Annotated in this window: 14 protein-coding genes; 6 read left to right on the plus strand and 8 right to left on the minus strand. The window is 39.9% G+C overall.

Annotated features, from left to right (window positions below; translation table 11 throughout):
• Position 1: 1 nt before the first annotated feature.
• Entirely contained in the window at positions 2 to 2446 is a 2445-nt protein-coding gene (locus tag FLM47_RS16800; protein ID WP_178957034.1) for a M1 family metallopeptidase, read from the minus strand.
• 404 nt (positions 2447 to 2850) lie between these two features.
• Between FLM47_RS16800 and FLM47_RS16805 the strand changes: the two genes are divergently transcribed.
• From FLM47_RS16805 to FLM47_RS16820, 4 genes are all read left to right on the plus strand, one after another.
• A complete protein-coding gene (locus tag FLM47_RS16805) occupies positions 2851 to 3087 on the plus strand; it encodes a hypothetical protein (protein ID WP_010388711.1) in 237 nt (78 codons plus the stop codon).
• 66 nt (positions 3088 to 3153) lie between these two features.
• The gene (locus FLM47_RS16810) at positions 3154 to 4401 is read left to right on the plus strand and encodes an exonuclease SbcCD subunit D C-terminal domain-containing protein (RefSeq protein WP_178957035.1); all 1248 of its coding nucleotides are present in this window, start codon (positions 3154 to 3156) and stop codon (positions 4399 to 4401) included.
• Complete coding sequence (locus FLM47_RS16815) at positions 4398 to 8048, plus strand: SbcC/MukB-like Walker B domain-containing protein (RefSeq protein ID WP_178957036.1); 3651 nt, start codon at positions 4398 to 4400, stop codon at positions 8046 to 8048. Before FLM47_RS16810 ends, FLM47_RS16815 begins: the two co-directional genes overlap by 4 nt.
• Positions 8049 to 8057: 9 nt before the next feature.
• A complete protein-coding gene (locus FLM47_RS16820) occupies positions 8058 to 8714 on the plus strand; it encodes a class I SAM-dependent methyltransferase (protein WP_178957037.1) in 657 nt (218 codons plus the stop codon).
• 100 nt (positions 8715 to 8814) lie between these two features.
• Here the strand turns inward: FLM47_RS16820 and FLM47_RS16825 are convergent, their stop codons facing one another.
• Together FLM47_RS16825 and FLM47_RS16830 are read right to left on the minus strand one after the other, a co-directional pair.
• On the minus strand, positions 8815 to 9024 hold the full coding sequence (locus FLM47_RS16825) for a cold-shock protein (RefSeq protein ID WP_008110773.1): 210 nt from the start codon (positions 9022 to 9024) through the stop codon (positions 8815 to 8817).
• Between the two features lie 290 nt (positions 9025 to 9314).
• Positions 9315 to 9758 carry an Lrp/AsnC family transcriptional regulator gene (locus tag FLM47_RS16830; RefSeq protein ID WP_226916194.1) on the minus strand — a complete coding sequence of 148 codons (444 nt, stop codon included), beginning with the start codon at positions 9756 to 9758 and terminating at the stop codon, positions 9315 to 9317.
• A gap of 114 nt (positions 9759 to 9872) precedes the next feature.
• Between FLM47_RS16830 and FLM47_RS16835 the strand changes: the two genes are divergently transcribed.
• Positions 9873 to 10514 (plus strand): LysE family translocator, encoded by a 642-nt coding sequence (locus FLM47_RS16835; RefSeq protein ID WP_178957038.1) that lies wholly within the window; start codon positions 9873 to 9875, stop codon positions 10512 to 10514.
• A gap of 22 nt (positions 10515 to 10536) precedes the next feature.
• On the opposite strand, the gene FLM47_RS16840 is transcribed toward FLM47_RS16835, so the two are convergent.
• Together FLM47_RS16840 and FLM47_RS16845 are read right to left on the minus strand one after the other, a co-directional pair.
• Complete coding sequence (locus tag FLM47_RS16840; protein WP_178957039.1) at positions 10537 to 11067, minus strand: hypothetical protein; 531 nt, start codon at positions 11065 to 11067, stop codon at positions 10537 to 10539.
• A 1-nt stretch (position 11068) separates the two neighbouring features.
• A complete protein-coding gene (locus tag FLM47_RS16845; protein ID WP_138606442.1) occupies positions 11069 to 11524 on the minus strand; it encodes a YaiI/YqxD family protein in 456 nt (151 codons plus the stop codon).
• Positions 11525 to 11592: 68 nt separating this feature from the next.
• Here FLM47_RS16845 and FLM47_RS16850 point away from each other — a divergent pair, with 68 nt between their 5' ends.
• Positions 11593 to 12126: a lipocalin family protein gene (locus FLM47_RS16850; protein ID WP_138606440.1), complete on the plus strand. Its 534-nt coding sequence runs from the start codon at positions 11593 to 11595 to the stop codon at positions 12124 to 12126.
• A 220-nt stretch (positions 12127 to 12346) separates the two neighbouring features.
• On the opposite strand, the gene FLM47_RS16855 is transcribed toward FLM47_RS16850, so the two are convergent.
• The 3 genes from FLM47_RS16855 to FLM47_RS16865 are packed head-to-tail and all read right to left on the minus strand — an operon-like array spanning position 12347 to position 14615.
• Complete coding sequence (locus tag FLM47_RS16855; RefSeq protein ID WP_178957040.1) at positions 12347 to 12688, minus strand: DUF3325 domain-containing protein; 342 nt, start codon at positions 12686 to 12688, stop codon at positions 12347 to 12349.
• Positions 12685 to 14274, minus strand: coding sequence for a PepSY domain-containing protein (locus FLM47_RS16860; RefSeq protein ID WP_178957041.1), 1590 nt, complete (start codon positions 14272 to 14274; stop codon positions 12685 to 12687). Before FLM47_RS16860 ends, FLM47_RS16855 begins: the two co-directional genes overlap by 4 nt.
• Positions 14271 to 14615 carry a hypothetical protein gene (locus FLM47_RS16865; RefSeq protein WP_178957042.1) on the minus strand — a complete coding sequence of 115 codons (345 nt, stop codon included), beginning with the start codon at positions 14613 to 14615 and terminating at the stop codon, positions 14271 to 14273. Before FLM47_RS16865 ends, FLM47_RS16860 begins: the two co-directional genes overlap by 4 nt.
• Positions 14616 to 14675 lie beyond the last annotated feature (60 nt).

A 14675-nucleotide genomic window follows, 5' to 3' on the forward strand; every position in this document is an offset into this window, starting at 1 on the left:
ATTATTGATCCTCGTCGTTATTTTTTTCGTCTTTTGGCTCGTCTTTTTTCAGCTCAGTTTTAATATCTTGCATGATATCGCGGCTTACTTTTGCCTTACTCTTTTCACGTTTGTACACTTCAATACGTGAAGGAATAATACGACGAGGGTAGTGATTATTTTCTACATTCACATCCGCCGTTTCCCAGCCTGGATCGACCGTTACTGATGTCAGCGGTTTGTTTTTGTCGGTAATAATCAGCTTTTGTACATTTTTGTGGTTACGACGCCAAATTTCTGCGGGAATGTAACGCTCTTCTTTAGTGCCATCTTCATAAGTTAGCTCTAAAAGAATCGGCATCACTAGGCCGCCTAAATTTGAAAACTCCATAACATAGTAGTTTTTGTCTTCTTCTAGTGCGCGATCGAGTGTTTTACGCTCCCACGGTTTTAAACCTTTTAAAAATTTGTTGTACGAATTACGTTCTTTATTGGTAACCGTAAAGCGATCGTTTTCGTCATAAAAATCGGTTACATCTGGGTTTTTCTCAACCCAGGTTTTTTTACCTTCAGCGCGATTACGCTCAACAAATAATGAACTTGGCTTATTCGCTTCAATATCACGTAAACGCTTAAAGTCGATATCAGGGTTTTTGGTGTCTAACCGTAATTGATATACTTTATCAAGCGAGATATCAACATGGTCTGTAGTGTAAAACCAACCACGCCAGAACCAATCTAAATCAACACCTGACGCTTCTTCCATAGTACGGAAAAAATCAGCCGGAGTAGGGCGCTTATATTTCCAGCGCTGAGCATACTCTTTAAACGCAAAATCAAATAATTCACGACCAAGAATAACTTCACGTAAAATATTTAATGCAGCAGCTGGTTTAGTATAGGCATTAGGCCCTAAACGAAGCACACTGTCTGATTGCGTCATAATAGGCACTTGAGTTTCAGACTTCATGTACGCCACAATATCACGTGGCTCAACACCCCATGGAATGGTCGGATCCCATTCACGTCCAGCAACACCATCTAAAAAGCTATTTAAACCTTCATCCATCCAGGTCCACTGACGCTCATCTGAGTTTACAATCATAGGGAAATAAATATGCCCCACTTCGTGGATAACAACCCCGATTAAAAAGCGCTTTTCTGCTTGAGAATAAGTACGTGTGCCATCGTCTTGTAAATCTGTACGTGGACCATTAAAGGTGATCATTGGGTATTCCATACCCCCTACTGGGCCATTAACTGACTGTGCAGTTGGGTATGGGTAATCAAATGAATATTTTGAATACACTTCCATGGTATGCACCACAGATTCCGTTGAATATTTCTTCCATAAATCGCCACCTTCTTTAGGGAAAAACGACATCGCCATAACCAATGGTTGCTCATTCCCCCCTTGTTGGTAACCTTTAGCATCCCACATAAATTTACGTGACGACGCCCATGCAAAATCACGAACATTTTCAGCTTTAAAGTGCCACGTTTTTGTTTTGTCTGTACCGGCTTTTTCGTTTTCGAGCGCTTCTTCTTCAGTAACTACAAATACAGGACGTTTTGCTGTTTCAGCTTTTTTTAAACGCTTGCGCTGAGTACTAGTTAAAACAGAGCTTGGGTTATCAAGCTTACCGGTTGCCGATACAATATGATCTGCAGGAACCGTAATTTCAACGTCGTAATCGCCAAATTCTAAGGTGAATTCACCACTGCCTAAAAATGGCTTGTTGGTCCATGCTTCGTAATCAGTATACGCAGCTAAACGAGGGAACCACTGTGCCACTAAGAAAATATCGTTACCGTCTTCTTCAAAGTGCTCATAACCTGCACGTGCACCTACCGCATCTTCTTCAACGAGGTTAAACGCGAAGTCCATACTAAACTCAACATCTTTACCGGGCTTTAGTGGCGTGTTTAAATCTATACGCATTAGAGTATCAACAACCGTTACACGCAGCGCTTTACCATCTTCATCTTTAACATTGCTAATGGTGTAACCTAGCTCATTGTCGTTCATAAACTGCTGACGACGTAAATCACCTAAACTTAATTTAGCAGGCTTAGCATCAGGCTCGTTTTGTAGGGTACTTTTAAAAGTTTGCGTGGTTTCTGCTATCGAGTCATTTTTAAAAATGTTTTGGTCAAGTTGAAGCCATAAATATTTGAGCGTATGCGGTGAGTTATTTTTATATTCAATTGTTTGACTCCCCGTTAAACGACGCTTTTGCTCATCAAGCTTTACATCAATATCGTAATCAACCCGTTGTTGCCAGTAATTTTCTGCAGGTGCACCTGCGGCACTGCGGTAAACATTAGGGGTAGGCAAAGCTTCGTCTAGTTGACGAAACTTATCAACATAACTGCCTTTAGTCTGTTCAACAGATGAGGCCATCACAGAGCTCGCCATTGCCAAAGGCAATACAAATGCACTCAATGTAAATAAATTTTTCTTCATTGTTAATCCTGATCGATTTTAGTGACGCTACTGTGACAAATTTACAGCTAAGCTTCAATAAAATAGCGATAAAACCCTACTTTTATAGGGTGATATTCCACACCTTTATGTAAATATAAAAAACACGGTTTTACACAACAACATTTAACTAAATTGTTTAGCAATTTACATAAAAAACTAAGCTGTAAAGGGGGTTTACAAAATAGGCTGAGTATCACTAAAAGTAGAGATAAAATGAAAAAACACAGCTATTTTCATTAAAAATACTAAAAAACGCAGTTTTAGGTTGATCTTTACTATGGTTTGTAATTAGAATCGCCCACTTTTTTAATTTGAGGGTACTTTTTTAGTGTTTCTCTCAAATATTTTTTGTTCTAACTAGTCGTATTAAGTGTGGTGAGTTTATGGATTTTTATGTCCTAAAAAAGCAGCAAAAACTAATTGCAATACCAGCAGACGTGCAAAATTGTAAGCAGTATATTAACTCAGGCTACCTGTATATTGATAAAGTGGCTGCTTGTAATGAAACAAACGCACTAGCAGTATTACAGGCAAAAAAAGCAAAAGCATTAAAGTGGCCTTTAACAATTGCGCTTGCTGCTTTGCCGGTTATTTTTATTGCTTGGTATACTTTAACCTAAAGCGATACTTGCATCTTTAATTGCCTTGGGTATATTGGCGCTCTTATGGTTTTTTAAGAGCGCAAAATGAAAGTTCTTCACACTTCAGACTGGCACTTAGGTCAGCAATTTTATGAACATGATCGCCGTCATGAACATCATGCTTTTTTCTCTTGGTTATTAACCACCCTCGTTAGCCAACAAATCGATTTATTGCTTGTTGCGGGCGATATTTATCATACTGCCACCCCCAGTGCTAGCGCCGAAAACCAACTCTATCAATTTATAAAAAATGCCAAAGCACAGTGCCCACAATTACATGTGGTCATAATTGCCGGCAATCATGACTCTGCTAATCGTATTTTGGCTGCTCAGCCCTTATTAGCCCAGTTTGATACCCATGTTGTAGGCCGGTTTGATCCCGCCAATCCAAATGACGTGGTAATAACAATTAATAATAACGACAAACACGCTGTAGTAATCGCTATGCCGTTTTTACGAACCAGCGATATAAGTACGCTTAGCCAGAGCGAGGATGGCCCAAGTTACGCACAAGGCGTTGCTAAAGCTTACCAACTAGCATTTGAACATGCATTAACACTTACCAATGAAAGTACACCTTTAATTGTTATGGGTCACTTACATGCCAAAGGTGGAAATATTTCTGGTGATTCTGAGCGTAACTTAGTCATTGGCGGTGAAGAGGCCATTTCAGCGTCAGTATTTGGTAAGCATGCCAATTACGTAGCGCTAGGGCATTTACACAAAGCACAGTTAGTGGCTAAAAATGAGTACATTCGCTACAGCGGTACACCTATTCCAATGTCGTTTTCAGAAAGGAAATATACCCATCAAGTCAACGTGGTTGAGTTTAACGTACAAAAAGACCAACCGCTAAGCACCACTGTAAACCCCCTTTACATTCCTAGGCTCGCTGAAGTAATTGTATTACCCGAGGGGGAGTGCGTCCCTTTAGCCAAGCTATGCGAGCAAATAAAAGCACTCGATACACAACAATACGAAATAGCGCCATATTTACGAGTAAAGCTAAAATCCAGTGATATTGACACCACTTTTCGTGAACAAATTGAACAAGCACTAAAAGGCAAGCAGGTTAACTTTTGTGGTATAGAACGGGTACGCGATCAGCAAGTGAATAATTCTTCAGAAACGGTATTTGAGGATTTAAGCTTTGTGGAAATGCTCAACCCAATTAATTTGCTCGAACAAGCCTTTAATAACGACAAAGATATGGCTGGCGAAACTGTTCCCAGTGAATTAAAAGCACTATTAACCAACGTTATTGATGAACTTGAACAGGAGCAGCTACTATGAAAATAACCGCCGTGCGTATTCATAACTTAGCCTCCATTGCTGATGCCGAAATCGACTTTTTAGCATCCCCACTCAAAGACGCAGGTTTATTTGCCATTACAGGTGACACCGGCGCGGGAAAAAGTACCGTACTTGATGCCATTTGTTTAGCGCTTTATACGAAAACTGCTCGTTTGAAAGGCGACAAAGGTAACCTAATTGATTTTAACGGCGACAACATAAAGCTTAACGATGCCCGCAATTTATTGCGCCGTGGGAAATGGGAAGGCTATGCGGAAGTGGACTTTAGCGGGCAAAATCAGCAACTTTATAGAGCACGCTACAGTATTCAACGCACGCATAAAAAAGTAACCGGCAAACTAAAAGTAGCCGAGCATACTTTGCATAGCTTACCTGATGAAACCTTAATTGCCGAAAAAAGCAACACCATCAAAGCCATTGAAAATAAAATAGGCCTCACTTTTGAGCAATTCTCCCGTGCAGTGCTACTAGCACAACATGAGTTTGCCGCCTTTTTAAAAGCCACCGGCGATGAGCGCGCACAACTTTTAGAGTGCCTTACTGGCACCGATAAATTTAGTCGAATTGGCCAACGTATATTTGAGCGTAATAAAGCAGTTAAAGATAAATTTGAATTACTAACAGCCAGCTTAGCCAGTTATGCGTTATTGTCTGATGAAGAGCTAAGTGAGAAAAAACAAACTCTTGATGAACTTAAAAAACAAACTGAACACATAAAAACAACGTTGGCCAGCACAGAGCAGGGTGTTAATTGGTATAAACAAGCACACAGTTTAGAGCAAGCATTAATAGCGGCTCAACAAAACGAGCAACAAGCAAGTGATGCACTAAATGCGGTTAAAGCACAAAGTGAGCAAGCAAAACAAGCACAAAGTGCGCTTGAAATTAAAGACAATCGCCAGCGCTTTAAAAGCTTAACGGTGCAAAACAGCCAGTTAAATTCGCAAATAAAGGAATTAAACGCGCTGGATCATGCCGCGCTTATTAATGAACAAGCAAGTAAGGTTAAAAAACAACAAAGCGACTTAGCAACAGCAAAACAACAAAAACAAACGGCTGAGCCACTGATTACAAAGGCACGTGAGCTCGACAGTCAATTAGCTATTTTTACGCAAAGTATAACAAGCCTGACACAACAAAAAGCCAAAGAGCAGCAGCAATTAAGCGAATTACAACAGCAGTTACAACAAAATAAACTCAGCGTAGAACAGGCAACAACACAAAGTGCTCAGCATCAGCAATGGTTACAGGAAAACAATCAACTAAAGCCATTGGCCACTGATTGGAACTATTTTAATCACAGCTTTAAGCAGTTTTTTAATACTACAACGCAATTAAAAATACTCGAGCAACAAAAGCAAGCAACTACTTTGCAGCTAAGCACACTCGCTACCAAGCTTAATGAGCAAAATAAACAGCTTGAACATGCAGAGCAAGTGCTAAGCACTGAAAAACAAAACCTAAATAAACTCACCCAGCAGCAAGAGCAATTTAATATTGAGCAGTGCGATAATCAGCTTAAAAGCATTGATTATTTAAAAGATCAGCGAGCGCGTTATAAGCAATTTAATCAAGAACTAAAGCACACAGTGCAGCAACAAAGTACTACAGCAGAAAAGCTAACTCAGAGTGAACAAACTAACATCACACTGCGTGAGCAATTAAGCAGTAAAGAGCAAGCACTTAAACACGCCGAGCAATCGCTTAATCAAGCACGGCTGCGTGCGAGTGAACATGTTGAACATTTACGCGCACAACTACTGCCTAATGAGGCATGTGCGGTTTGTGGAGCCACTGAGCATCCGTTTGCAAACAATCAAAGCCAACCTTTTAATAACTTAATAACCGACTTTGAAAATACTTATACTGGCGCTAAGCAGCAGCACTTAGATGCACAAACTCAGCTACATCAACATCAAACGCAACATGCTGTTTTAGTCGCTGAGCATAAGCAGCAAAGCCAAGCGATTGCTGATGCCCAAGCCAAAATGTTGGACATTAAAAACACCATGCAAGCGGCTAAAACAGATCTTAATGACTTGAGCGTTGAGCAGCTTGATGACACCCATAAACAATTAAGCGAGCAAAAAGCGCAGTACTTTTCAGCACAAAAACAACAAAACCAGTTGCAAGAAACGGTTAACCAACTGCAAAACACGGCTAAAAAAGAACAGACTGCTCAGCAACAATTAAATACCCAGCATGTTGAACTGAACAATCAGCTCACCATGCTTAATAATAAGCACCAGGAATTGCTCAGCCAACGCGAAGCACTTATAAGTGAGCTGAATTCTCATTTTGAAAACAGTCAATTTTGGCAAACATTGCAAACCGGCGCGTTAACGCTAAGCGAGCTAGGTGAGCAAGTAGAGCAGTATCAACATCAGCAACTACAACTTGAGCAAACTCAAAAGCAATTAGACAGCGCTAATTTACAGCTGCAGCAACTAACTCCCCTTATTACTAAAGCTGAGCAGCAAATTAGCACGCTCAACGACGATTTAACTAAAGCACAGCAACAACACAACAATACTCAGCAACAGCGCTTAGCGTTAATCGATAACCAAACGATTAGCGCTGATGATTATCAGGTTCAGCTGAATAGGCAAGTAGAGCAGTGCCAGAGTGAATTAAATCAGAGTCAACAGGCACACGATAGCGCCGTAAAACAGCGCGATGAGCACGCTATTACGCTTAAAAACCTTGAGCAGCGCTTCGCCGATAACAGCCAAGAGCTAGCCACACTTGAAACACGCTATAGTGCTTGGTTTGAAGAATTTAGCGCGCTTTATGCTGATATTAGCCATCAGCAAATCGAGGTGCTACTGGCTATAAGTAATGACGATATTAAAGAGCAGCTAAAGCATAGCGAGCAGTTATCTCAAGCATTAGTTGATGCTCGTGCCGCGCTAAAACAACAGCAAAATACCAATGAGCAGCATCAGCAAAATAATAAGCCAGCAAACAGCGAAGCACAGTTAATTGAGCAACAAACTCAATTAACTGTGCAGCAAACACAATTACAAAATAACTTACTTACGATTAATACTGCCATCGAGCAGCACAACCAAAATGCTAAAGCTCTTGAGGGCAAGCAGGCTGAGCTAAGCAAACTTAAACAACAAGTAGAACAATGGCATTTACTTAATAAAGTGCTCGGTGATGCAACCGGCAAAACAATGCGTAATTTAGCGCAAACACAAACACTAAAAATATTGCTACATTATGCTAATAGCCATTTAAAAACGCTGAATAAGCGTTACGAACTCACAGCAATAGCTGATTCACTTGATATAGCGATTATTGACCGCGATATGGCCGATGAACAACGTTCTGTAAACACACTCTCTGGGGGAGAATCGTTTTTAGTATCGTTGGCACTTGCATTAGGGCTGGCCTCTTTATCTTCAAACAAAGTGCAAATTAACTCGTTATTTGTTGACGAAGGCTTTGGTACACTAGATAGTGAAACACTTAGTATTGCAATGGACGCGCTAGATTCACTGCAAGCGCAAGGTAGAAAGGTCGGTGTGATTTCACATGTAAGTGAAATGAGCGAACGCGTTGCAACGCAAATTCATGTCGCTAAAAAACCGGGTGGATACTCCACCATAAACGTAATTTAAGGAAATAGTATGCCCACTTTTACAGGCGAAGAAGCACAAGAGTATGATAACCGTATTACCCGTTTAGTCCCAGGTTACGAGCTATTACATCAACTAACCAACGCACAGCTAAGCGCTACGTTAACTGATAACGCCCATATTTTAGTGGTAGGCGCAGGCACAGGTAAAGAAATCGCAGCGCTGGCGAATATTAATTCTACATGGCAGTTTACCGCTCAAGATACCTCGGCCGACATGTTAGCCATTGCTAAGCAACGCTTTATAGAGCAAGGTATTGATGCACGTATCAGCATTGAGTGCCAACCAGTAGATAAATTAAAAGTTAAAGCCGACGCGGTATTATGTTTATTGGTGATGCATTTTGTTGAAGATAACGGCGATAAGAAGCAGTTATTAAAGGGGATTAAAAATAATCTTAAAAAATCTGCACCAGTATTTATTGCTGATTTAATGCGCCCAGAAACCACGTTTGAACGAGAGGCACAACTTAATACATGCAAAGAGCTTGGCCTTAGTGAAGCAGGAAAAACGCAAATGGCACATAACTTAGAGCGTGAGTTTTACCCGCTTGATCGGATGCGTTTTAGTGAGTTACTTAATGAATGTGGCTTTGGCATTCCAAAACTGTACTTTAAAGCACTTGGTTTTAGTGGGTACGTGGTATAAATTTTTTGCAAAAAAAAAGCTAATATCGTATTGATATTAGCTTTATCGCTTAACGTTAGTTTAGCGTGGTGAGTGCGCTATAAAGCCCACTCCCTTTAAATTAGATGCAAACGATGTTTTCAGCTTGCGGGCCTTTTTGACCTTGAGTTACGCTAAACTGTACTTTTTGGCCTTCAGCTAAAGTTTTGAAACCGTCGCCTGAAATTGCACTGAAATGTGCGAAAACGTCTGGGCCAGACTCTTGCTCAATAAAACCAAAACCTTTAGCTTCGTTGAAAAATTTTACAGTACCAGTAGTTGTATTAGACATAATAATATCCTAAAAAAATAAATAAAAAATTGCCTTAAAATAGGCGTTTAACAGGAAGAAAACAAACATTTAACTTGAGGATATCGCGAAGGATTATTACTAATAACAACGTGGTACTTACAAATAAACTGGGCTTTCTATCAACCCGATGGCAAGCAGAATAACAGCAATACAGTTTATAACAAGCTTTATTTATACTTTATTTTTATATACAACTGTAAAGCCTCTCATAATAGGCTTTACAGCGTCCTCGGCTTAACTTTTTAAACTTCGTGTTAAAACGTAACCTGTTAAAAGTGCAAATTACGCGCTCTTACAATATCTTTCATTACAATGGTTGAGGTTAAACGTTGTACACCTGGTAGGGCTGATAGCTTGTCATCGTAGAGTTGCTGAAACGCGGCTAAATCTTTAGTAACGACATGTAACAGGTAATCAGGTGTACCGAATAGCCGCTGAGCATTGGTGATCTGAGGAATAGCATCCACTGCTTGCTCTAATTTGCTTAACGACACTTTATCGCCCTCTTTAATAGTAATAAATACTAACGCAGAAAAGTTTAAACCCACTTTCTCAGGTGATATTTCGGTGCGGTAACCCACAATTGCTTTGCTTTTCTCAAGCTCTTTAACACGGCGGTGACAGGGCGACACGCTTAGCCCAACACGATCAGCCAATTCAGAGAGGGTAAGTCTGCCATCGACTTGTAATTCAGCAAGAATTTTCCTATCCATGGTATCCATAGTTAATTATTTCCTAAAATGAACGCTTATATTAGTAAAATACAGTAACTTTTACTCATCAGAAAGAAATAAAATAGTTACTCACTTATTTTAGGTTATAGCGCTATGGATATTAATATTATTTTTTCTTTTTGGCTGGTATCAATTTTGTTTGTTCTCACCCCTGGTGCAGATTGGGCTTATACAATTAGCGCAGGAATAGCAGGCGATAAAATTGTTCCTGCGGTGTCAGGGTTAATACTTGGGCATTTAATGGCCAGTTTAATTGTGGTGGTAGGGTTAGGTGCGCTATTAGCATCGCATGCTATTTTTATAAAGCTGTTAACCTTGTTCGGCGCTTTATACATAATTTGGATTGCCGTATCACTATACCGATTTCCTCCCATGCCTGCAGCCTATAACGATGGCCAACAACACACCTCAGACACGCCTATAAAGTGGATGAGAAAGGGCTTTATCATTAGTGGTTTAAACCCTAAAGTAATGCTGTTATTTTTAGCCTTGTTACCACAGTTTGTGTTGCCAACTTTATCGTTTTCTATCACTGAACAATTGCTGGTACTGAGTGTAATTCATTTAGTAGGCTGTGCGTTGGTGTATTGGTTAATAGGGATAAGTGCCAGAAAAATCCTTAGTAACAATCCCGCATTGTCGCTTAAGTTTGGGCGTGCATCGGCATGTGTACTGTTTATTTTGGGCTCACTAATGCTAGTTGATAGCGCACAAAAACTAACTCACGTCGTGTAACAGTAGCAAAAAAGAAAGTGGCTTATCTTAGCTGAGCCACTAATTCACTCAAACGGGCAATTTTAATATTACTCAGCTGCCTATAATCAAAATAGGGGCACACAATAATATTCTGGCTTTTATCTATAGCAAACTCATCATCAAGCCAATCAAATTGGGCGTTTAATTTACCTTGTTGTATTAAGTTTTTAGCGTGAGTTCGCCCAGCAATAATGTGCAACTGGTTTTTATGCTCAGTGAGCACAGGCGCACTAAAGAGTAATGCAGTCCCGCTATGCTGCTGTAACAACAGCTCATCTCGATATGCTTGCCAGCTCACTGCTTGTTTAGCAAATGAGTAATACTCGCTTGGCAGCGCAAATAACACTTTAGCGTACACATTAAAGACTTTTCGCCAGCCATTGCCACAGTGCTGATTTATACTGTTTATTTGCCCACTAACCACAGGCTCTAGCTGCTCTAGTGTTTCAAAGTAGGGCATAGGGGGCGCTTTTGCGACATACACAGCAACTCTAAATGAGTCATCACCTAACCCTATTAACTGGCTGCTCACCTTAACTACTCTTATTTTGCGCTAAAATACGGTCAAGGTTGTTAGCAAAGTTTTGTCTGTCACTTTGGCTTAACGGAGGCGGCCCACCACTCATTTCTACGCCGCTTGAGCGCATAGTATCCATAAAGTCGCGTACATTTAGTAAGGAGCGAATGTTTTCAGTGGTGTAAAGCTCACCGCGCGGATTAAGCGCTTGGCCGCCGTTATCAATCACTTCGCTAGCTAGCGGAATATCTCCAGTGATCACTAAATCACCCTTTTCAACTCGTTTAACTATTTCATCATCAGCCACATCAAAGCCTGATGACACTTGCAGTCGGCTAATAAATTTTGATGGTGGAATGCGCATGGCATGATTTGCAACCAGTATTGTTTCTGTATGCGTACGCTCTGCAGCTCTAAATAAAATTTCTTTTATTACCACCGGACAAGCGTCAGCATCAACCCAAATTTTCATGCTAAGTTCTTTAAATTGCTTTAGTATTAGAGCGATCCTATAGCAATTTCTAAAGAAAAGGAAACAACATGAAACTCGCTTTTAAAACCGCATTATTTATTACTGCTATGTTTTTACTCAGTGCCTGTACCAGCGCACCGGAAGGAATAACCCCTGTTAAAAACTTTGATTTAGAAAAGTACCAAGGCAAGTGGTATGAGATAGCACGATTAGACCACTCTTTTGAACAAGGGATGGAACAAGTAACAGCCACCTACTCAATTAACGATGATGGAACGGTAAAGGTATTAAACAAAGGATTTATTAGCAAAGATCAGCAGTGGGACGAAGCCGAAGGCTTAGCTAAATTTGTAGAAAACACCGATACAGGGCATTTTAAAGTGTCATTTTTTGGGCCGTTTTATGGTGCCTATATTATTTTTGAGCTCGACCAACCTGATTATCAATATGCCTTTATTACCAGTTATAGCAAAGATTACTTATGGTTTTTATCACGCACACCAACAGTAAGCAAAGAGCTTAAGCAGCACTTTTTAAGCCAAGTAAAGGCGCTTGGGTTTGCAACTGACGAAATTATTTGGGTAAATCAAAAACCGCTGTAAAGGGGGTTTACATGAGAGTATGACAAATAACCTTAGCTGTAATAAAACGATCACCTTACTGTAAGGTAAGTTAAATAAAGCAAGGCTATATTAGCCGCATCTGCAAATAGACAGGCAGGTGAAGACATAATGACAATCCCCCTTTTTTAATTGGCAAGCCTGATGGCTTGCCATTTTTTTCCGCAATTTAGCCTATTTTTTGGGATCAGGTTTTTACTAACTAAAGCCCATTTAAACCAAAAAATAACGTACTCATGGCCAATATTACTAATATGAGTAAGTTAAAAAGTTTAGTTAACCTCACCAAAAAGCTATAAAAAATCATTACAATTAAAGCACTTAACGTCATATAGCCACAAAATTGCAAACCACCATAACCTTTTAATTCGTTAACACATAACAGTAAACTTAGTAAAATACTGATCCAAGCAACACTCAATAAAACCAAACGCTGCTGTTGAGTAGGGCGCTTATTAAAAACATCCTTAAAATGATTAAACTTAGCCAGCGCAAAGCAGTTAAAAGCCAGCAAACATAAACTAAAAGGAAGCAAGGCAATCATACTTTTTGCTCCTGAGTATTTATTGGAGTTGGTTTTTTAGCTTGCAGAGCAGTACGTAATTTTTCGGTTTGTAACAAAAACAGCAAACCAATTGCTAGAAAAAGACTGTCAAACATAAATAATGCCCACTGCTCGTTACGCAAGTAACTGAATATATTACCCTCTGTTGTTATCGCATTAACAAGTGGCACACTAAAGCAAGCAATACTGTTTATGGCAGCCATCACACACCACTGCAACTTGTCACGCTTTACAAAGGCAATGATGAACACACATAGCCAAGTTAAAAAGAAAGCGAGTATTTCTTTATCCGAGCGCTCAGCAACCTGTTTACTGAGTAAACGATTAGCCAAAAAGAAAGCCGATGTAGCCAAGGGTAGTCCCATCAATGTTCCTAGATTTAACCCTTCAACGAGCTTTAGCCCCCAAGATGGCTGAGTATTTTTTTTCATTCTTTCGCGTAAGCGCTTAGCCCACATTATGCAGCCTGTCGCTATCATTATGCAGCCGGCAATGCCGCCTAAAAAATATAAAACACGTAATAATGGTTCTGCTAAACGCCCAGTATGCATTGAGTTTAATGATTCATATAGCGCCTTACTGCCAGTGAGTTCATCATCAGTTTGAGCAACAAGTTCACCACTCGCTCCGCTAAAAATTAAACGGGGTGATTGATCCCTTAATGTTTTACCAGGGCTCACCAAAACCATAATAGTTGCAGCGGCTTTATTCGGGTTATTAATAATTACCCGAGTTATATCAGCCTCTGGCCACTTAGTATAAACCTGATCTAAAACAGTATTGATAGGCACTAAAGGTGCAGTACCTTGCAATGATTCTGTTACAGGACTACTTGGCGAAACATCATTGAAAAAACCACGTATTCCATTTTCATAAACGGTTTGCGCGGGGTAGGGAAATATCATAAATATCAGAGTAATAATGCCGGTATAGGTAATCATTAAATGAAACGGTAAGGCAAATACAGAACTTAAATTATGTACATCTAACCAGCTACGACTGCCTTTATTAGCTCTAAAAACAAACATATCTTTAAAAATGCGTTTGTGAATTACTATCCCTGATATCAACGCAATAAGCATAAATAAACTAGCAAAACAGACAATCCAACGCGCTGTTTTTACATCAATATAATGTAAATCAAAATGCAGGCGATAAAAGAAATTTCCCCCTCGGGTATCTACAAAGGGTGCTAGAGGCTGCATGGTATTTGGATCTATACGGGTGTTTTCAAAAGAGGCTCTGCGCTGCCCTGGCTCTTTTGGCTTAGCATAACCATACGTTAAATAGGGTACACGCTCTTCTGGGAGTGTTATACGCCAATTAGGGGCATTAGGTGCTTGGGTATTTAAATAATCAACGCCGCTTATTATTTGTCGCTTTTGCGCGCCAATACGGTCTGTCTGCTGCTCAATATTATGAATACTTGGCTGATTCCATAAACTAACTTCATCTCTAAAAAAGCTGATGGTGCCTGCAAAAAATATTAAATACAGTAACCAACACACGAGTAAACCTACCCATGTATGTAACCAGGTCATTGAGCGAAAAAAACTCCCTTTCATAACCATCCCTTCATTAACGACAATATAAAAAATTGCACTGCAATACTTAGTAAAATACTGATCCAAACTGTTTTTAACGACTGAAGATAAAAACTATAAATAAACACCAGTGCATAAATTAAAATACTCGCAGACACACTTAAAAGAACCGCGTCAACTTTAGAGACCGGCACCATAACACTTAACAGCGACACACTGACGGCAGTAAAAAAATACCCGCCCACAATGGCGACAAAAAAACGCGATAAAACCGCTAATTCATAGTTAAAGCGCTGCATAAATTGCCATAACATAGAAAAAGCGGGTTTGGGAAAGTCTAAAAGACGGTTAGAGGCCTGCATATACTGCAAATTCCTTTTAAACATAGCTAAAAAAGATGGCGATATTATAACGCCAACAAA

Source organism: Pseudoalteromonas sp. Scap06 (genome assembly GCF_013394165.1).
GTDB lineage: Bacteria > Pseudomonadota > Gammaproteobacteria > Enterobacterales > Alteromonadaceae > Pseudoalteromonas.